This window comes from Aphanizomenon flos-aquae FACHB-1287 (genome assembly GCF_014698755.1).
GTDB lineage: Bacteria > Cyanobacteriota > Cyanobacteriia > Cyanobacteriales > Nostocaceae > Dolichospermum > Dolichospermum flosaquae.
In genome coordinates, this window is sequence record NZ_JACJTO010000025.1 from 18,248 (window position 1) to 37,010 (window position 18,763).

Here is an 18,763-nt window from a genome sequence, read left to right on the forward strand (position 1 = left end):
ATCTCAGATATGGCAGTTTCTGGTATTATGAAGTACAGATATTAATGATCAAACTCTTGTGGTGCGGGCATCTTGCCAGCCAAGACTGTACCTCCCCCTTATGGTAATCCGCTGTAATGAAAAAAATATTATTATCTGCTCATGCTGAGATTAATTACTGACTTTGACGGTCCAATTATGGATGTTTCGGAACGATACTACCGCGTTTATCAGTTGTGTCTAGAGAAAACCCGATATCCCGAACAAACAATTATAGAACTTTCTAAGGCTGAATTTTGGCAACTCAAGCGATCGCACACTCCCGAACTACAAATCGCCTTAAAATCGGGTTTAGATCCACAACAAGGGCAAGAATTTTCCCAAATCCGTAAACAAACGGTTCACACCCTACCTTATTTCCAGTATGATGCGCTGATCCCAACTGCATTAGACGCACTCAGCAAAGTTCAATCCGCCGGTGTTGATTTAGCCGTAATGACGATGCGACGGTTACGAGAACTAGATTATGCTTTTAATCGCCATAATCTGGCTGAGTTTTTCCCCGAAAACCGCCGTTATTGCCTCAGTAACGACTATGTAAAAACCCGTGATGTGGAAGATAAACCTTTGTTAATGGCTAGAGCATTAGCTGAACTCCCCCCTGTGACTGATACCTGGATGGTAGGAGACACAGAAGCCGACATTACTGCTGCCAAAAAACATCATATTAAAATTATCGCAGTTGAGTCGGGTATCCGGGATCGCACTCAGTTAACATCATATCAGCCTGATTTAATTGTTCCCGACCTAAAAACCGCCGTAGATTTTATCCTTAACCAGTAGTTATAAAAATTATGGGTAATCGGCCATCAACCAATTACCCATTACTTAACGCAAAAAGCTGCTTACTAACCACATCAATATAAAAGTCAACAGCGTAGAAAACTGATCCCCTGTCAAATTTATCAATGGTAATGGCAATATCCAGCCAGCAATTAGACCACCAGCAATTAAGCCAACAATTAAACTAACAAGCGTAAATAAAACCGCTCTACCAAACCTACGTTCCTTGCGATTGAGGAAGTAAATACCAATACCCAACCCAGCCACTAATGTTAATTGCAAAACCTGCCCGCTACCACCAGGGTAAAGCAAACTAATTGCACTCAAACCCAGATACCAAGCTCCTGGCAACAGTATATCCATGAACGTGGGTTGATCCAAACTCCGTTGTAACCATGCGGGAGACTGTCTACCCGGAGTTGGGTCTGGTTGAGTAGAAGATGGAATTCGCATCTCTGGAAACCGGATACGCTCAGGCACTTTGATTTTACCTTCTTGGCGCATCCGTAGACGCTCCATTAGAATCGCATCATAAGCAGCTTCAATAACATCTCGGACAATACCATCACCACCATGTTGTTCTAACAGGCGATTCCGAACATCCTGAATTTCATCGAAGCTTGCGTCTTCTGATACCCCAAGTTTTTCGTAGGGACTTTGATCACTCATGGGAGATTATTACTTCAGCTTCAATCAGCGGTACTTTTTATTTTACAGAAAAACAACTTTAGATTTTATAGAGATAAAGACAACAACTAATTGACACTCACTGTACCTAAAGGTTTAATGATTTTTGGTTCAATGAGTCCACTTAAACATTGGGCTTTTATTGTGGTTGATTAACCTTCCACAAAACTCATTGTACCATAATCCGTCCTAGACGGACTGGGTTTTCAACATAAATTTTCTGCTCGAAAATTATGGTTTTGAGATTGATGAAACTTGTACTACTGTAAGTTTTTTAGGGCTTGATAATGGACTTTTGGATCTGGTCATCACAATTATAGTTTATGGAAATAATCAGGATTATCATCTTTATCCTCTGTAAATTTTGAATTACTACCAAAGTATAACCTGCGTTATTACGCAATTATGTTTAGCTTTTAGTCATCAGCCACCCATTTAAGTGGGAGTAAATACAGGTAATTAAAACTTCCTCTTTTTTATTATTCCTGCTGAGGGTTGGATGTTGATGTTAATTCTCTGTACATTTGTCTAAAATAATAGCCATGACTGCTGCCAAGATTCTTGTAGTTGATGATGATCCTGCGGTTCGGAATTTAATCCAACGCTTTCTGCTCAAACAAAATTATCAAGTTGAGTCTGCCGAGGACGGGAGGACTGGTTTAAGTATGTTTGAGCAATTTCACCCTGACTTGGTAATTTTAGATGTTAATTTACCCGATTTAATTGGTTTTAACCTCTGTCAAGATATGCAAAGTCGTAGTGGTGTATTTGTACTTTTACTGACTAGCAGAACAGACGAAGGTGATAAAATTCGCGGTTTTTCTAAAGGTGCTGATGACTATCTGACTAAGCCATTCGGTTTGGGAGAGTTAGAGGTAAGAGTAGCAGCAATTTTAAGAAGGCAACGAGTTGTAACTAATGTAGAACAGCAACGTCTGGTCTTTGACAAGTTAACAATTGATTCTACTCGCCGGGAAGTAATCCTCAGTAACGAACCTATTCCCTTAACATCTCTGGAGTTTGACTTATTGTATTTTTTAGCCAGTCATCCAGCGTGGGTTTGGCGACGGTCTGAACTTATCCAAGAAGTTTGGGACTATGAATATGTTGGGGATCAACGGGTTGTAGATGTCCATATCGGTCAAATTCGCAAGAAAATCGAAATTGATCCGACTCAATCAACATTGATTCATACTATCCGTGGTGTAGGTTATAAGTTTGAATGTACTACTTCTTCTTAAAAAATAGCCTTGACTACAATTTGTAAACTTCCGCCACTCCCACGCCTTTAGGGCGTGGGATTATCAACTTAGCCATTTTACCAGTATACCCTGTAAACTGACTTAGGTAATTTAAAATTGATCAGATTAGGGTAAAGCTTTTTGAACAAATAGAGTTCGTTTATTAATTTGTACAGTATTTCTATTGACTACTGATGAAATAAAGTTTCCAAGTAAACACGAGCCGCTCGGCGATCGCTCTCACCATTTTGCAGCAAAAATAGCGATAAAGCCGCTGTTAATACTCGATTTTGATCCCAATCAGGATGGCTCTCTAAGTAGTTGTTCATGGATTCCTGTAATATTGTGGGAATTTCGGTCAAGATGGGGACTGTTGTGTTCATAAAATTTTCCTGCAGATTAATCAAGGGAAGTTACTTGTGTTCATTTTTACTGAGGGCTGATTCGTAATCGGTTGGGAAGGTAGAGAGGGAAATTAAAATAAACCGGAATCAAGATGAAGATGTGCAAGGGAATCAAACACAAGACTCATCATTTTGCGCTCACAAGGGGTGGATTTGTCAATGCTGCGAAATGTTAACAATTAGCAGTCAAAAATAAATCCTCACGCCATAATCAGCTTTGTAACTATATTTTCGTTACGTAACTTCATAAAAACTCGGTTGTTAAGTCTGTGAGTTGTGAAAAATTAACAATCCCCAATAAGTTAGCAATGGCTGATTAACTCGTAGAATTTCTGTGGAAAAGTACCTAATTACCTGTGGAAATCCTGTGGAATCAATTTGGAAAACAGTAGTTAATAATAAGAATTACCAAAATGTTAGGAAACTATGATATATCAAGCAAATAACTAATTAAGTGGCGATTCGAGAATCCGCTAAATGTACGTTACAATTTAAACCATACCTGCTACAATAAAAACTCGTAGTCCTATTAATTTTTAACTATCCCCCTCTTGTGAAATTGGAATGTTAGACGAAATATTTAATTACCTAAACTTTCACTTCAGCGTTGACGAAATATTTAATTACCTAAACTTTCACTTCAGCGTTGAAGCCTCCATTGTTCTCTTGATTTTAGTATTTTTAGAAGCGGTACTATCCGCTGATAATGCGATCGCCCTTGCTGCGATCGCCCAAGGACTAGAAAACAAAAAACAAGAAGCCCAAGCCCTCAATATTGGTTTAGTCTTTGCTTATGTTCTAAGAATTACCCTACTGTTAACAGCGACTTGGGTACAAAAATTTTGGCAATTTGAACTTTTAGGCGCTGGTTATCTCTTATGGTTAGTATTTCAACACTTCAGTTCCCAAGAAGACAAAGACAATCATCATCACGGACCACGGTTTAACTCTCTGTGGCAAGCTATACCCGTGATTGCCCTAACAGATTTAGCTTTTTCCTTGGATAGTGTCACAACAGCGATCGCAGTTTCTCAAGAAGCATGGTTAGTAATCACCGCTACAACCATTGGTATTGTCGCCCTCAGATTCATGGCCGGATTATTTATCCGCTGGTTAGATGAATATGAAAATCTAGAAGACGCAGGTTATATTACTGTCGCATTTGTGGGTTTACGGTTGCTGTTAAAAGTCATCAATGATGATTTAGTACCACCACAATGGCTGGTAGTAACTGTTATTGGTGTGATTTTAGCTTGGGGATTTTCTAAGCGTACCGTTGTTGAATTAGTCCCAGAAGAAAGGGAAAAAACTAAAGTCTCAAAGTGAGGAGGACGGGAACTAGGTAACAGGTAAGAGTTTTATTACCAACTACCTTTCCTGAACCTTTCCTCAATTCATAACAAACCCCGATAACGAATAAAAATCAAAACCACAGCCCAAGAACCTAATGCTACCTTAACAGCAACTAGGATGTTTAATATCGGTAAAATTCCACCGCTGAATAAGGCCCCTAACTCACCGTGGGGTAATTCTAGCCCCGATAAAGTTATCACTGCTAAAACAATGAAAACCAATACCGAAACCTTTTCCCAAGTAGCAGCGTGCCAACGGTGATAAATATCCTGCATCCACTGGTATGATGAAGTAATTGCTATAAGTCCAATTGCTGTACCACCAGCCACACCAGCCGCAAAACCGCCCCCAGGGCTCAAATGTCCCCTAATTGCTAATTCAATACCCACTAACGCCGCAATTGTCGCCCCTAGACGAGCTAATATTATTGATGGTTGATCTTTGAATTGATAAATACTGCAAGATGGTTTGTCATTAGCTAGTAAAAAATTAGCTCCGAGAATGGCGATAGTAAAAACAATTACTTCAAAGATTGTATCATATAACCGATTTCTGAAAATAATCCCGGATACCGCATTGGGAACACCACTTTCTTTAACTACTGTTTCCACAATGGAAATATCTGATAAATTCGGTTCATAATTAGGCATGATCAGCATTTTCACAAATAAAGCTATTCCCGCTAAAATGTAGACTAATTTCATAAATGCTGCTCCCCTAAATGTCAAACATGGAAATATTTTAAAATTGTTTTTGGTGATGAAAGTTCACTTTCTATAATGTTATAGATACGTTGCACTCGAATTGCAGTTTGGTAGGTTTCTTCTCCTTGATTACTTTCTTCTAAACGCACACAAGTAGCATGAATTTCCTTTTCTATTAATGCCTGTTGTAAACTTTGGTTATTGCTATAGGAAACAATTTCTAGCCGTAAGTAATGTTTGTTAAAAATCTGGCGAAATTCGTTGATAAGTTGTGGGAAAGTGCTATCCTGATTTTTTTCTATTGACTGATTTTCAATAACACCAAGACGCAAAACTAAAGATGAACGGACCGCAATTGCATAGAGAGTAATTGATAGCATTGTTCCCATTAATGCTTCTGTTAAAGCCACATCTGCTGCTCCTAAAACTGCATCTACCATTGCGGCTATGGCACCGAGTACCCCACGAATTACTAAGGCATGATAGGGGTTAGTTTGGGTTACTAACATCCCCGCAGTTAAGGGTAATAAAGCAATGATTAAATAGAGATAAGTATCATTCATTTTTTGCCTCTTGTGTTGAACAATATGCTAATACATAACCCAGCATAGTATTCCAAATTGCTAAGGAAATAATGCCCAGAATAAGTAATGGCCATTCACTGGGTATTTTCAATAATAGTCCGATGATAATAATCATTGAACCTAGAGTATCAGCAACAGAAAGTCCATGTAATTTGAATAATACTGATCTGTTACTAACTAAATGAAAAGTTCCCCAAAACCAAAAAACTATGCCTATACCTATACAGCTATAACTCAGAAAGTTGATCATACTTCCCCCAATCTTCTCAGAATATGTGCTAATAATATTAATCCGGCATTTCCTACACTCAAAATAATCGCTGCGACTACACCAATCATCCAATCATCTCGCAAAACGGAAACTACAAGAATCATGATTGCTACTTTACTGGAAATACTACCAAAAGCTAACATTTTCTGCCAAGTATCATCACTTTTCCCAGCTTCATAAATGGGAATAAGTAAAGCTACAATCATTGCCATTAAGACTATTTCTAAGTTCATAATTGTTACCTGCCAGGTTTAATTTGGTGGACTTCATACCATCCTTCTTCGTGGTATTTCAAAACTATGGTTTTAGGGGTAAAGGTAATCAGAAATATATCAATAAAAACCAATAAAGGTGATCTGTTGAGTTTGACTTTCTCCATGATAATTTCTTCTTGATTATGGGGACGCAGGATAATTTCAAATGCCTCTATAAAAGCCAATGGAATGGTAATGATAATTTTAATTATCACCTTTAACCAAGCTTTTAATTTTTCTGGTGAGGATTTACCACGTGGTAAAAGTAAGGCAATAATGACACCAATGATAATATTTGTTAAACTCACGTTAGCAGTGAGTAAAAACCAAATTGATAATCTTAATATGAGATGTCCAATCATGGGAAAGCCATCCAAAATAGCAAAATTAAAGTCAGACTCATGACACCAACCAAATGCTCAAATTCTTCAAATACACGAGGTAAAGATATTGATAACTTTTTGAAAATAACATGATAGGCTAACCAGCCCACAGCAATGGTTATAAGTGCTTTTGTAATATCAGCAATATTATAAGCTTGAGGATAGACAATATTGGCAACAATTAAACCAGTGATCAAAAATATTATTGATATCCAAAAACCTGGTTTGATTTCCTGTTCTCCTTCTCGACTGTGGGGTAAAAAAATAAATTTAGCAAAAGATATTGCTGTACCGACTGCGGCAATATTCATAATTATAAATTGCCAAGATGCTAAATTTTTCATGCTTAAACTTTTGGCGGCAAAACCTGATAATAAAGGAAAACCAGAAATTGATAAACTAGCGATCACTAAGGCTATCCAAATTGTTGTATTAATAGGTTTATATTGCAATTCTTTAAAATTGCGACTGGGTAAAGAACCCGCAATCAAAAATAAAGATGATTTGACTAATCCATGGGAGAGAGCATAAAATCCACCTACTATTGGTGCAGCGAGAATAAAGCCTAATTGGGAAATTGTGTGAAAAGCCAACATTCGCTTAGTATCTTTTTCCAAAACAGCATAGGATACACCCATTAAAGCCGTTCCTACACCGAAAATTCTGACTATGATATCAATTTCTTCGGAAACTAATGCAGTACGCAATAAAGGTAAAACACTGGCTTTAACAACAATTCCTGACATCAATGCGGAAACTGGTGTTTCTGATTCAGAATGAGTTAAAGGTAGCCATAAACCGGATACAAAAATCCCCGCTTTGATTAATAATCCCAGAAAAATTAATGCTAGTGCTTCTGGTGGTGATCCCTTTAAACTTGTAAAACTAAAGGAATGATGTGTCTGATAAACCAGGGCCGCACCAACTAGATAAAACAACATGGCAGTATTACTTACAAAGAGATACCGTAAACCTACCCAAATTGAGCGATCGCTACGGGGATAAGCAATTAATAAAAAAGCTGCAATACCACTTACCTCTAAAGCCACATATAAACTAATGAAATCTGCACAGACAAAGGCAGCATTGAGACTACCATGGACAATAATCATCTGAGCATAGAAAAAAGCCGTTTTATCACTGCGCCAGCAGTAGAGAGCAACAGCAGCCGTGACTATAGCATTTGTGAGAATAAAGTAAGCGCTTAACTCGTCTGCTATTAATTTAATACCGAAACTGTCTAGTAAATTCAGTGTCACTGGTGATGGATTGAGAAATAACTGCAACCCATAAGCAGCAGAAAAAATAGTCCCCCACAGAGTTAAGTGTCGGTTGAGTTTGGGAACGATAAAAATGATGAATCCTAGAAAAAATGGGGTAGCAATCCAAGTCAATGTAATAGTATTCATGGTGTATTATTTTTCTCAATCTCATGGGTTTCTAAGGTGGGATTATCCTGTGCTAATTTCATCACACCAACCAGCATCAAAGCCTGAATAGAAAAACCAATAACTATCGCTGTTAATATCACTGCTTGGGGAACAGGATCGGCATAAGTGATATTTTTTACACTAGAAATAATCGGGGTAAATAAGCCTTTTCGTGATGCAATTAGTACATAAAAGGCAATCACACCTGTACTCATCACATCCATGGAGACAATTTTCATCACCAGGTTTTTTTTGAGGATAATCCCGAAAAAACCGCACAATATTGTTATTAGTACACAGGCTTGTAACACGGTAATTAATTATTTGATTTTATCATCAATGAAGTCCTGATTTAATATAAGCACAGATTTCTAGCACTAACTTAATATCAAGTGCTAAAATATTTTGATGATTATTATAGTGATATCTAATGATTTAGTATTAGGCCAGAAGTGTTGAATGTTAAGAAAAGCCTGATAAAAATAGCCAAAAATATGTTAAATTTTGGGCGAAGGATTAAAATATTTTGATTAACCATGATCATAAACTCATTTCCCAAGATTGTCAAAAATATCCTGGAAGGACTACCCAAAAATGATTATCCTGTTTTAAACAGCCGTCTTTTTGTTGAGTGTTGGTTGGCTTATGCTCTGGATAATAGCTTAAGGAGTATGCGAGATTTATTTAAACGATTAAATAATACAGGTTTTGATGTAGATATTTCCACATTTTCCAAAGCCAACACTCATCGAAGTCAAAAAGTATTCCAGAAAATTTATCAACAATTAAATAAATTAGTGCAGAATAAAGTCCACAAAAAGTTACATGATAAATATGCAATATGTCCAATTGATTCAACAATTATTACATTGACAAGTAAGTTGCTATGGGTGCTAGGTCATCATCAAGTTAAACTGTTTAGTTCCCTTAATCTGTCAACAGGCAGTCCGGAAGATAATTTGATAAATTTTGGTCATGACCATGATTATAAATTCGGTTCATCAATGATGTCTAATTTACCACTAGATGCAGTTGGGGTAATGGATAGAGGATTTGCGGGTCTAAATTTTATGCAAGAGTTAGTGCAAAAAGACAAATATTTTGTAGTGCGAATTAAAAATAATTGGAAACTAGAATTTGGATCAGAAACTGGATTAATCAAAATCGGTTCATCGAAGGATGCTCCCGCTTACAGAATGATTAATTTTTGTGATTTAGAAACGAAAACTGAATTTAGGTTAGTCACGAATTTACCTACCAATGGAGAGGCAGCAGTTACAGATAATATCGTTTACGGTGGGGAGTTGAACTGTTATGGAAATTTTTAAAGATGCACCTAAAACTGGATAGATTAATCACTAAAAATGTTAATGGTATTGCTATTCAAATTTATGCTAGTCTTATCGCTTATCTGATTTTACAACTTGTATCTGTTCCGAAAGAATGGGGTGAAAAGATGTTAAATAAATTCCGCTATCTTCAAGCTTGTATGTGTCAACAAACCAGTTATGTTCATTGGATGGAAGATATTATAAAATGTTGACATTTTTACCCTTGATAATACTAGTATACTTAAATATGTAAAGTTTTGTAATGACATTTAACATTTCTGATTGAAGTTAATATAGAGGAAAATGAATATAAGGAAAAAATCAAAGCTGAATTAGAATTACTTAATCTGATAAATACATTAGCAATAAAGTTTTCAAATAGGCAAATATTAGAGTCTAATAACTAACTTATCTATTATCAAATAAGTAACAGTGGGTTACGCAGTCGCTAACCCACCCTACAATAGAAAGAATATTTTGTTATGAAAACTTACTTGTTAGGTTGAGGAGTCATCCGCAAATAAGGTTTAATTTCTTGATAGCCTTTGGGAAACTTTTCCTTGAGGACTTCAGGATCTTTATCTTCTGATACTAATGACAGTTAGCAATTTTTATAAATTCTCACGCAAACCCACAGCTATTTTACTGTGTTTTTCGATTTGTGCCATAACCTGTTTTGCCCGTTGAATTACCACCGTCGGTAAACCTGCTAATCTTCCTGCTTCTATTCCATAGGATTTATCAGCGCCACCGGGTTGAACTTGATGTAAAAAGATAATTTGGTCTGGCAATTCTTTAACCGTAACTTGATAATTTGCTACATTAGAAATAATAGTAGCTAATTCATTTAACTCATGATAATGAGTAGCAAAAATCGTCCGCGACTTAATTTCCACGGCTAAATATTCCGCCACCGCCCAAGCAATTGATAACCCATCAAAAGTTGCTGTACCGCGACCAATTTCATCTAATAAAACCAAAGATTTCAAAGTTGCATGATTGAGAATATTAGCAGTTTCATTCATTTCCACCATAAATGTAGATTGACCCGTAGCCAAATCATCCACCGCCCCAACACGAGTGAAAATGCGATCGCATATTCCCAATCTAGCAGAACGAGCCGGGACAAAACTCCCCACCTGTGCCATTAATTGAATTAACCCAACTTGACGCAAATAACAACTCTTCCCACTCGCATTAGGACCTGTCAAAATCACCAAATCAGGATATAAAGACAAACCCTCCGTGTCCTCCGTGCCTCCGTGGTTCGTTTCCTTATCCCCTAACCGAGTAGAATTAGGGACAAAAAACCCAGCCGGTAAAGACTGTTCCACCACCGGGTGACGACCATCAATCACCTCAATCTCTCTACCTGTAAGCATTTCCGGGCGACAATAACCCTGATGTACAGCCAACTCCGCCAAACCACATAATACATCTGCGGCGGCGACAGCGCGAGCAATATTACGGATTATTTCGGCATGATTACCGACTTCATCTCGTAATGCGTCAAATATCTCATATTCTAATTGATTTAAATCATCCCGCGCTGTGAGAATGCGTGCTTCTCTTTCTTTTAAGTCGGGAGTAATGTAACGTTCTTCATTTGTCAGGGTTTGTTTGCGAATGTAATTATCGGGAACTTGGTCAGATTTATTGCGGGAAATACTGATATAATAACCAAAAGTTTTATTAAATCCTACCTTTAAAGTCGGGATTCCTGTTCTCACTCTTTCGTCAACTTCTAAATTAGCAATCCATTGTTGATCACTTTCTACAGTGGACTTTCTTTCATCTAAAAGCGTATTAATACCTGCGCGAATTAAACCACCTTCTTTGAGGTGTGTAGGTGGTGATTCTACTATGTGAGTGTGTATTTTTTCTGCTAGTTCTTCCAGAATCGGGGGAACTTTTTGCAAAGCTTTTAAGAAAGGGGATTTCGCACCGCTAACTAAGCGCGATAATTCAGGTAAAAGGGAGAAAGAATCAGCTAAGGCGACTAAATCCCGTGCATTTGCTCTACCAGAGGCGGCTCTAACTGTTAAACGTTCTAAATCGTAAATTTTCCTTAATAATTGCCGGATATCTTGACGTAAAGGGGTGTTTTCTACTAATTCCTGAATCGTGTCTTGGCGTGATTTAATCCCTTTAATTTCCAGTAGCGGTTGTAACAACCATCTTCTTAAAGCCCTGCTACCCATGGCTGTGCTAGTTCGGTCTAAAGCCCATAATAGAGAACCCTGAAATGTGCCATCACGGACAGTTTGAGTAATTTCCAGGTTACGGCGTGTTTGATGGTCTACAATTAGATAATCCGTGAGGGTATAGGTGCGTAATAATTGCAGAGATACAGGATTGGCTTTTTGTGTATCTTCGATGTAGTCTAAAAGACCACCCGCGGCGCGAACTGCGAGGGGGAGATGTTGACAACCCAAGCCTTCCAGCGATCGCATTTTGAATTTCTGTAATAATTTACTCCTAGCTTCTGCTTGGGAAAAGGGAACTTGAGAACGTAAACTGTAACAAAATGATGGGGGTAAACACGGAGGAAGGGATGGGGAAGTTTCTCCTGGACGCAGTAAACTACCTAAATCCGGGGCATTAGTGGGAAATAGCACCTCAGCGGGTTGTAACCGCATTAATTCTTGTGTCAGGTATTCTAAATTACTGCCTTGAGATGTGAGAAATTCCCCAGTTGATATATCTGCATAGGCTAACCCCCAATAATTGACAGCAATTACTACAGCAGCTATGTAATTATTACGACTTGCTTTTAGCATTCCCTCTTCTAACAATGTCCCAGGTGTGAGAAGGCGCGTTACTTCTCGTTTTACCAAACCAATAGCATCAGCGGAGTCTTCTACCTGGTCACAAATCACCACAGCGTAGCCTTTTTCTACCAGTTGAGTTGTGTAGCGTTCCCAAGCGTGATGAGGTACACCTGTCATGGCAACGCGACCAACTTCACCACCGTGTTTACTGGTTAAAACTAGTTCTAATTCTCTGGAGATGGTTACAGCGTCCTGAAAAAAGGTTTCAAAAAAATCACCGACTCTGTATAGCAGCAACGCGTGAGGGTATTTATCCTTCATCTCTATGTAATGCTGATACATCTTACTCAGCTTACTGCGGTCTTCTACCAGATTTGTATCAGTAAGTGGTGTGTTTGGTTGATTGGGTTCTGGTGTCGGATTCGTCATGGTAGATGCTGAGAGTTTATTTCCACTGTCTTTGATGATAGCGTGATGTGGGAATTTGGGAGCGATCGCTTAAAGTTTATTTATTTTTTTGTATTTTAGAGTGAATATGTCTCACGCAGAGGCGCAGAGGCGCAAAAAGGGTGAGGTTTGATGTGTTTATTTTTAGTTATGGTTATTGTTTGATACATCTATTATTGCTTGTATGGTTGTGAAAATGCGATCGCAATAGGGAGAAGCTTGACGAACTTTATTTGCATCTATCTTACCTAATAATTCAGAAGCGTGGTTGATTTTATGATACTCTTTTTTGCTAGTATTAGCAGTCGCAATTTTGATAATACGTTCTAAATCATCCTTTGCAATAGTTTCCACATGAGGAGTTTTGGGAATACCACTTACTTTAAATCCTTGACGATAATATGTTTTTAAAGCATCAATATCAGCAATAAACCAAGCTTCCATTGTTTGAACCATTAAATGGCAATTATCATCATTAACTTCTGTTGGTTTATCCCAATTATCTCTAAATTTCAAATGTTCCCAAGGGGAATTTTTTGTAATACGCGCTTCTGCATCAACCAGCAATATATTAAAAGCATCAGGATGAGATTCTAAAGCATTTTTAAAGTCACGAAAAGCATGATTACGAGTACCACACATAATGATACTACATTCAATTTTTTTGCTTTTTGTTTCGTTTACTAATTCTTTAAAAAACTTACTAAATCCTTGTCTAAGTGAAGATTTCTGATTTTTGGAATCTCCACCCCCTTCTATATGAATACGAACTTCTTTTACCATCTGTTTCCCCCTATTTCACCCATGCGCCATAGGTCGCCTAAAGTATAATTTTCTAACCAATTTTTTAGCTTATTAGGTTCAAGACGATGAAGATGAGATCCTGTTTCATCTCTTTTACAAACTACTACAGATCCAGGATATTCACTCAACGCAGAAACCAAAGCATCAGAATGAGTGGTAACAATTAATTGAGTTCTCTGAGATGCTTCAATTAACAATTCTGCAATAGTTGGTAAAATATCTGGATGTAAACCTAATTCCGGTTCTTCAATACAAATTAAAGGTGGTGGAGTAGGATCTAAAAGTAAAGCCATTAAAAATAAATATCGTAGTGTACCATCTGATAAACGAGTAGCTGGAATTGGTTGAATTAACCCCTTTTCCCGAATGAATATTTGGACCGTACCGCCATATATGCTTACATCTAATTCTTCTGCTTCTTCATACAATTTTTCCAGATATTCAATAAGTTTTCTCTGACCTAATTTACGTTGTAAAGCTTTTAAAACCAAACCTAAATTACTGCCATCTTCCAATAAAGGATGTAGCGGTAAATCAGCTTTTTGGGCATTTCTTGGTTCTGAATATCTTCCCATTTGCCAATGACGATATAAGCCTACTTTAGAGAATTGAGTGCTAAGATAAGACAATTCTGGATAAACATCAGGATCTTTTCTTTGAGATAAAACTGATTGATCAGAAATTAAATCTTCTCTCCGTAAATACCTTTTTTCTTGATTATTAATATTCAGAACTGGATTACCTTTTTGATAACGATAATAAAAATATACATCTTCTTGTCCTTCATAGGATTGTGCATTTTCTACAGCTTCATCTACTAATTCCAATCTTTGTCCTACTGATGTTAAACTTAATTTATAGTGTAAATTTTTTCCATATTTTTCTGGATATGGATAATTTAAGATAATATCAATATTAGCAATAGAATTACTTCCTTCACCCTTCCATAAAAATTCATCAATACCTCCACCTTGACGAAATGGAGCAGGTAAATCTGTTGGTGTTGCTTTTAAAATACCAATAGCTTCTATTAAATTAGACTTACCAGAAGTATTAGCACCAATTAACACATTTAGCGGTTGTAGTTCTATTTCTTCCCCCTCACTTCCATAGGAAAGAAAGTTTTGTAATTTGATTTTATGAATAAATCTTTTACCTTCCATTGATTTCTCCTTATATTAAAATATTTATCCGAGAATACTATTTATTTACTTTATCATTTTTGGCGATCGCTGTGACGTTTAACTAGGGTTAATCGTGGTGGTTTTTATGATTATATCACTAACCCAATATATAAGTATGAAATTTTGCAATAAAATTTTACAATTTTTGCCTTTTAACCCAGTAAAATCCCTTATGTATTGAGAAGAGAGTCATTGTATATAAATATTTATCTGATCTAAAAATCCTAATTTACTTGATCATCATCTTCTCCTTTAGCTATTCTTTGCAAAAATTCTCAAGCTATATAACAACCTCCCTAAATAGAGGGATAACTTAAAATTTATTCATCTTTCATAATTTTGGCAGAACCACTATCTTTTTTGCACAAAACATGATTATGATAAATAGCAATTAACTTATGTAAATTGGAAATTAAATTGCCAATATGCAAAAACTCTCTCAATCTATAGTCTTTAGACAGCAAGCAAAAATTTTTACCGTGGGATTATCTTTTTTCCTAGTATGGGGATTTTATGCTTGTGGTAAGGGGATAAATTCTGGTATCAATCTTAAAAATTTAAATATTGGTGCTAATGTAACACAAATTCAAAAAATTACCCAAAAAAATCAGGATACTACAGTTTACATTCAAGGTAAAGTAGAAAAAATTGCTCCTTTAATCAAGAAAAAAGCATATGAAATCAATGACTCAACTGGGAAAATCTGGGTTATCACTAATCAAGGCAATTTTTCAGTTGGAGAACAAGTAGTATTGAAAGGTAATGTCCAGTACAAAAGTATTCCTTTGACTGGTAAAGAATACGGTGGAGTTTATTTAGAGGAAAAGTAATTTATGAATAGTCAATTAGTTCATGTAGCAGTAGCAATTCTCTATCAACAAAATAAATTTTTGATGCAATTACGAGATAATATTCCTAATATTATAGCTCCCGGCTGTTGGGCTTTATTTGGTGGACATATCGAACCTGGAGAAACTCCAGAAATAGCCGTTCAGCGGGAAATCATGGAAGAAATTGGTTATCAATTAACTGATTTTACCAAATTTGGAATTTATAGCGATGAAAAAGCTGTGCGTTATGTATTTCAAGCACCATTATTAGTAGGAGTACATCAACTTGTACTTTCTGAAGGTTGGGATTTAGATTTGTTAACAGCCGCAGATATTTACAAAGGTGAATATTATTCTATAAAAGCAGGAGAAGTAAGACCTTTAGCGACTTTACCTCAGAAAATAATGTTGGATTTTATCAAAACCCTATAGTTTGATGATTTTGACAACCCTTGAAAATTTTCCCGATATTTTGCTAAAATTACATTATTGATAAATTTCATGCAACTAGTGAACAATCTACCAAATCTACCTAAATGGTTAAATATAGGATTAGCCTTTCCTATTATTCTTCTTAATGGATGGTTATTAATTCAATTTATTAACTATTTTCAGCCTTTAGTCAGTGTTATTTCTGTGGCTATTCTTTTATCTTTTGTACTAGATTATCCTATTAAACTTCTTCAAAAACGTGGAGTACCTCGGATTTTAGCAGCTATAGTAGTATTACTACTGTCTATTATTATTTTAGGCGCGGTAGGTGTTATTTTATTACCACTTATTCTCGAACAATTGAATGAATTAGCTAATATTCTTCCCTATTGGATTGAATCAGCAACTCAACAAATAGAAGCTTTACAAAATTGGGCAGCTACTCAGAAATTACCAGTTAATTTAAGTGGTTTAGCTGGTGATATATTGGGAAAAATATCTAGTCAACTGCAATCTTTCACAGGAAGAATTTTAGGCTTTGCTTTCGATACTATTGGCAATTTATTGAATTTACTCATAGCTATAGTTTTGACGATTTATCTAGTATTAAATGGTGAAAGTTTATGGGATGGAATTTATCTTTGGTTTCCTCCACAAACTGCTAAAAAAATTAGGGAATTACTGCGGGAAGATTTTAATAATTATTTCATTGGTCAAGCTACATTGGGGGCTATTTTAGCTGTGTTTATTACCTTGGCTTTTGTAGTCTTACGAGTGCCTTTATCACTACTTTTTGGGCTGGGAATTGGTTTATTTTCTCTATTTCCTTTTGGTACTGGTATTGGCATTGGTATTGTTAGTTTATTAATAGCTTTAAAAGATTTTGGTTTAGGGTTAGAAGTGGCAGCTATATGTGTAGCTATTGATCAAATTAATTCTAATATTATCGCTCCACGAATTTTAGGAAATTTAACTGGCTTAAATCCTGTATGGGTGGTAATTTCCTTATTAATAGGTGCAAAGCTAGGAGGTATATTGGGTTTATTAGTTGCTATTCCTCTGGCTAGTTTTATTAAAGATATAGCCGATTCTTGGCGTAATGGTGGATTTAATAAAACCGCTGTTGATAGTGAATATTTGCAAGAATCTTAAATAGCAACTACAATTTTTTTACAAATTTAAGTACCTAAATTTTTTAATGATGAGTTGATATTACCTTTATTTCCTAATTTTGTTTGTATTGTCGGTAATTTATTTGTTTAAATTGATGAAAATTGCCCCGGATATAACCGCAATCTATTCAATCAGATTTTTTTTAAATAGTATTTCGCAGGTAGAGGCAAAAAATTAAAAAAATGATTATACTACTCAAAATAACATATAATTTGTTTGTGTGACTAATCATGGAAAATTTTGTTTTTTACAATCCTGTTAAAATCCTATTTGGTAAAGGTCAAATTGCAAATATTACCACGGAAATACCCGTAGATGCCAAAATTCTAATTACCTATGGTGGTGGTAGTATTAAAGCCAATGGTGTATATGACCAAGTAAAATCAGCATTAGTTGGTAGAAATGTATTTGAGTTTGGCGGTATTGAACCCAATCCCCATTTTGAAACTTTGATGAAAGCAGTTGAATTAATCCGCAAAGAAGGTATTGATTTTCTCTTGGCTGTGGGTGGTGGTTCAGTGGCTGACGGGACTAAATTCATAGCGGCTGCAGTTCCTTTTGTCGGCGACCCTTGGGATATTTTAGCAAACCGCGCACCTGTAACTGCGGCCTTACCAATGGGGGTGGTTTTGACTTTACCCGCAACTGGTTCAGAAATGAATACAAACTCAGTTGTTACTAAGTGGGAAACTCAAGAAAAGTTATTTTTCGCTAGTCCCTTTGTATTTCCCAAATTTTCTGTTCTTGACCCAGAAACAACTTTCTCCCTGCCTCCTCGGCAAATTGGCAACGGTATCGTTGATGCTTTTACTCATGTAATGGAGCAGTATTTAACCTATCCTGTCAATGCCCCATTACAAGACCGCATGGCCGAATCAATTCTGAAAACCCTAATTTCAGAAGGACCAAAAACCCTAGCAAATCCCACAGATTATCATGCACGAGCAAATTTAGTTTGGTCGGCAACAATGGCATTAAATGGGTTAATTGCTGTCGGTGTTCCCCAAGATTGGACTACTCACATGATAGGTCATGAATTGACAGCTTTACATGGTTTAGATCATGCTCAAACTTTGGCAATTGTCTTACCTAGCACATTAACAATTAGACGCGATCGCAAATGGCAAAAACTTCTACAATATGCAGATAGAGTTTGGGAAATTGTCGGTGGTTCGGAAGCAGAAAGAGTAAATACAGCAATTACTAAAACTCGTGATTTCTTTGAATCAGTTGGTGTTCCCACTCACTTATCTGACTATGCTATTGGTTCAGAAACCATTCCCGCAGTCATTAAGAATTTAGAAAAGCATGGAATGACAGCTTTAGGAGAAAATAAAGATGTTAACCCCCAAGTTGTTGAGCAGATTTTAGCCCTTTGTGCTTAAATTTCCAGCGCTATATCAAGTATTTTCAGGTTCTTTGATTTTGTTTCTCCTATATTGATTTTAGACGTTTTTATGTCCCCGATTTTTTGAAAAAGTCGGGGATTTAGTTTGTTATAAAATTCTGGATTCTTGAAAAAATTCTCACTATCTATTATCAACTTTTCACCCCAACTATTTTCTTTCTGTCTTTACCAGCAATACTAATACTAGTATTATAGGCATAGAAATAAAAAAGACGAAGAAAAGGAAGTTTTCAAGACATTTGACTTACAG

Annotated in this window: 19 protein-coding genes and 2 pseudogenes; 8 read left to right on the top strand and 13 right to left on the bottom strand. The window is 36.3% G+C overall.

Features of this window, described 5'->3' with window-relative positions; genetic code table 11:
• Nucleotides 1–141 precede the first annotated feature (141 nt).
• Complete coding sequence (locus tag H6G44_RS12850; protein ID WP_190387914.1) at nt 142–822, top strand: HAD family hydrolase; 681 nt, start codon at nt 142–144, stop codon at nt 820–822.
• Nucleotides 823–867: 45 nt separating this feature from the next.
• Here H6G44_RS12850 and H6G44_RS12855 read toward each other — a convergent pair whose 3' ends face one another.
• On the bottom strand, nt 868–1,491 hold the full coding sequence (locus H6G44_RS12855; protein WP_190387913.1) for a CPP1-like family protein: 624 nt from the start codon (nt 1,489–1,491) through the stop codon (nt 868–870).
• 560 nt (nt 1,492–2,051) lie between these two features.
• Between H6G44_RS12855 and H6G44_RS12860 the strand changes: the two genes are divergently transcribed.
• A complete protein-coding gene (locus tag H6G44_RS12860) occupies nt 2,052–2,750 on the top strand; it encodes a response regulator transcription factor (protein ID WP_190387912.1) in 699 nt (232 codons plus the stop codon).
• A gap of 188 nt (nt 2,751–2,938) precedes the next feature.
• Here H6G44_RS12860 and H6G44_RS12865 read toward each other — a convergent pair whose 3' ends face one another.
• Entirely contained in the window at nt 2,939–3,133 is a 195-nt protein-coding gene (locus H6G44_RS12865) for a DUF2811 domain-containing protein (RefSeq protein WP_190387911.1), read from the bottom strand.
• 585 nt (nt 3,134–3,718) lie between these two features.
• On the opposite strand from H6G44_RS12865, the gene H6G44_RS12870 reads away from it, so the two are divergent.
• The gene (locus tag H6G44_RS12870) at nt 3,719–4,480 is read left to right on the top strand and encodes a TerC family protein (RefSeq protein WP_190387910.1); all 762 of its coding nucleotides are present in this window, start codon (nt 3,719–3,721) and stop codon (nt 4,478–4,480) included.
• Nucleotides 4,481–4,548: 68 nt separating this feature from the next.
• Here the strand turns inward: H6G44_RS12870 and H6G44_RS12875 are convergent, their stop codons facing one another.
• The 7 genes from H6G44_RS12875 to H6G44_RS12905 are packed head-to-tail and all read right to left on the bottom strand — an operon-like array spanning nt 4,549 to nt 8,444.
• On the bottom strand, nt 4,549–5,211 hold the full coding sequence (locus H6G44_RS12875) for a Na(+)/H(+) antiporter subunit B (RefSeq protein ID WP_028082275.1): 663 nt from the start codon (nt 5,209–5,211) through the stop codon (nt 4,549–4,551).
• Nucleotides 5,212–5,231: 20 nt separating this feature from the next.
• The gene (locus H6G44_RS12880) at nt 5,232–5,774 is read right to left on the bottom strand and encodes a DUF4040 domain-containing protein (protein ID WP_190387909.1); all 543 of its coding nucleotides are present in this window, start codon (nt 5,772–5,774) and stop codon (nt 5,232–5,234) included.
• Complete coding sequence (locus H6G44_RS12885) at nt 5,767–6,045, bottom strand: monovalent cation/H(+) antiporter subunit G (protein WP_137908709.1); 279 nt, start codon at nt 6,043–6,045, stop codon at nt 5,767–5,769. Before H6G44_RS12885 ends, H6G44_RS12880 begins: the two co-directional genes overlap by 8 nt.
• Nucleotides 6,042–6,299, bottom strand: coding sequence for a hypothetical protein (locus H6G44_RS12890; RefSeq protein ID WP_190387908.1), 258 nt, complete (start codon nt 6,297–6,299; stop codon nt 6,042–6,044). The genes H6G44_RS12885 and H6G44_RS12890 overlap by 4 nt, the downstream gene beginning before the upstream one ends.
• A 5-nt stretch (nt 6,300–6,304) precedes the next feature.
• Nucleotides 6,305–6,682 (bottom strand): Na+/H+ antiporter subunit E, encoded by a 378-nt coding sequence (locus tag H6G44_RS12895; RefSeq protein ID WP_190387907.1) that lies wholly within the window; start codon nt 6,680–6,682, stop codon nt 6,305–6,307.
• Nucleotides 6,679–8,112 (bottom strand): cation:proton antiporter, encoded by a 1,434-nt coding sequence (locus tag H6G44_RS12900; RefSeq protein WP_190387906.1) that lies wholly within the window; start codon nt 8,110–8,112, stop codon nt 6,679–6,681. Before H6G44_RS12900 ends, H6G44_RS12895 begins: the two co-directional genes overlap by 4 nt.
• Nucleotides 8,109–8,444, bottom strand: coding sequence for a cation:proton antiporter subunit C (locus H6G44_RS12905; RefSeq protein ID WP_190387905.1), 336 nt, complete (start codon nt 8,442–8,444; stop codon nt 8,109–8,111). Before H6G44_RS12905 ends, H6G44_RS12900 begins: the two co-directional genes overlap by 4 nt.
• A 225-nt stretch (nt 8,445–8,669) precedes the next feature.
• Between H6G44_RS12905 and H6G44_RS12910 the strand changes: the two are divergent.
• A pseudogene (locus H6G44_RS12910) lies at nt 8,670–9,676 on the top strand (IS4 family transposase).
• Nucleotides 9,677–9,954: 278 nt separating this feature from the next.
• Here H6G44_RS12910 and H6G44_RS12915 read toward each other — a convergent pair.
• From H6G44_RS12915 to H6G44_RS12930, 4 genes and pseudogenes are all read right to left on the bottom strand, one after another.
• A pseudogene (locus tag H6G44_RS12915) lies at nt 9,955–10,059 on the bottom strand (peroxidase); the annotation flags it as partial.
• A 16-nt stretch (nt 10,060–10,075) separates the two neighbouring features.
• A complete protein-coding gene (gene mutS, locus H6G44_RS12920) occupies nt 10,076–12,664 on the bottom strand; it encodes a DNA mismatch repair protein MutS (RefSeq protein ID WP_190387587.1) in 2,589 nt (862 codons plus the stop codon).
• Nucleotides 12,665–12,826: 162 nt separating this feature from the next.
• A complete protein-coding gene (locus tag H6G44_RS12925) occupies nt 12,827–13,465 on the bottom strand; it encodes a DUF4276 family protein (RefSeq protein ID WP_190387586.1) in 639 nt (212 codons plus the stop codon).
• Complete coding sequence (locus H6G44_RS12930; RefSeq protein WP_190387585.1) at nt 13,459–14,649, bottom strand: AAA family ATPase; 1,191 nt, start codon at nt 14,647–14,649, stop codon at nt 13,459–13,461. The genes H6G44_RS12925 and H6G44_RS12930 overlap by 7 nt, the downstream gene beginning before the upstream one ends.
• 500 nt (nt 14,650–15,149) lie before the next feature.
• On the opposite strand from H6G44_RS12930, the gene H6G44_RS12935 reads away from it, so the two are divergent.
• The 4 genes from H6G44_RS12935 (at nt 15,150) to H6G44_RS12950 (ending at nt 18,490) form a co-directional block, all read left to right on the top strand.
• Entirely contained in the window at nt 15,150–15,500 is a 351-nt protein-coding gene (locus H6G44_RS12935; RefSeq protein ID WP_313885304.1) for a hypothetical protein, read from the top strand.
• 3 nt (nt 15,501–15,503) lie between these two features.
• Nucleotides 15,504–15,932 carry an NUDIX hydrolase gene (locus tag H6G44_RS12940; protein ID WP_190387583.1) on the top strand — a complete coding sequence of 143 codons (429 nt, stop codon included), beginning with the start codon at nt 15,504–15,506 and terminating at the stop codon, nt 15,930–15,932.
• Nucleotides 15,933–16,001: 69 nt separating this feature from the next.
• Nucleotides 16,002–17,084: an AI-2E family transporter gene (locus tag H6G44_RS12945; RefSeq protein WP_190387582.1), complete on the top strand. Its 1,083-nt coding sequence runs from the start codon at nt 16,002–16,004 to the stop codon at nt 17,082–17,084.
• A 251-nt stretch (nt 17,085–17,335) separates the two neighbouring features.
• Nucleotides 17,336–18,490 carry an iron-containing alcohol dehydrogenase gene (locus H6G44_RS12950; RefSeq protein WP_190387581.1) on the top strand — a complete coding sequence of 385 codons (1,155 nt, stop codon included), beginning with the start codon at nt 17,336–17,338 and terminating at the stop codon, nt 18,488–18,490.
• The last annotated feature ends 273 nt before the right edge of the window (nt 18,491–18,763 follow it).

Coding starts and splice junctions, on each gene's coding strand:
- H6G44_RS12870 (WP_190387910.1), top strand. CDS start 3,719: ATGTTAGACGAAATATTTAATTACCTAAACTTTCACTTCAGCGTTGAC.
- H6G44_RS12890 (WP_190387908.1), bottom strand. CDS start 6,299: ATGAACTTAGAAATAGTCTTAATGGCAATGATTGTAGCTTTACTTATT.
- H6G44_RS12880 (WP_190387909.1), bottom strand. CDS start 5,774: ATGAATGATACTTATCTCTATTTAATCATTGCTTTATTACCCTTAACT.
- H6G44_RS12855 (WP_190387913.1), bottom strand. CDS start 1,491: ATGAGTGATCAAAGTCCCTACGAAAAACTTGGGGTATCAGAAGACGCA.
- H6G44_RS12900 (WP_190387906.1), bottom strand. CDS start 8,112: ATGAATACTATTACATTGACTTGGATTGCTACCCCATTTTTTCTAGGA.
- H6G44_RS12885 (WP_137908709.1), bottom strand. CDS start 6,045: ATGATCAACTTTCTGAGTTATAGCTGTATAGGTATAGGCATAGTTTTT.
- H6G44_RS12950 (WP_190387581.1), top strand. CDS start 17,336: ATGGAAAATTTTGTTTTTTACAATCCTGTTAAAATCCTATTTGGTAAA.
- H6G44_RS12865 (WP_190387911.1), bottom strand. CDS start 3,133: ATGAACACAACAGTCCCCATCTTGACCGAAATTCCCACAATATTACAG.
- H6G44_RS12850 (WP_190387914.1), top strand. CDS start 142: ATGCTGAGATTAATTACTGACTTTGACGGTCCAATTATGGATGTTTCG.
- H6G44_RS12860 (WP_190387912.1), top strand. CDS start 2,052: ATGACTGCTGCCAAGATTCTTGTAGTTGATGATGATCCTGCGGTTCGG.
- H6G44_RS12940 (WP_190387583.1), top strand. CDS start 15,504: ATGAATAGTCAATTAGTTCATGTAGCAGTAGCAATTCTCTATCAACAA.
- mutS (WP_190387587.1), bottom strand. CDS start 12,664: ATGACGAATCCGACACCAGAACCCAATCAACCAAACACACCACTTACT.
- H6G44_RS12930 (WP_190387585.1), bottom strand. CDS start 14,649: ATGGAAGGTAAAAGATTTATTCATAAAATCAAATTACAAAACTTTCTT.
- H6G44_RS12925 (WP_190387586.1), bottom strand. CDS start 13,465: ATGGTAAAAGAAGTTCGTATTCATATAGAAGGGGGTGGAGATTCCAAA.
- H6G44_RS12895 (WP_190387907.1), bottom strand. CDS start 6,682: ATGATTGGACATCTCATATTAAGATTATCAATTTGGTTTTTACTCACT.
- H6G44_RS12875 (WP_028082275.1), bottom strand. CDS start 5,211: ATGAAATTAGTCTACATTTTAGCGGGAATAGCTTTATTTGTGAAAATG.
- H6G44_RS12945 (WP_190387582.1), top strand. CDS start 16,002: ATGCAACTAGTGAACAATCTACCAAATCTACCTAAATGGTTAAATATA.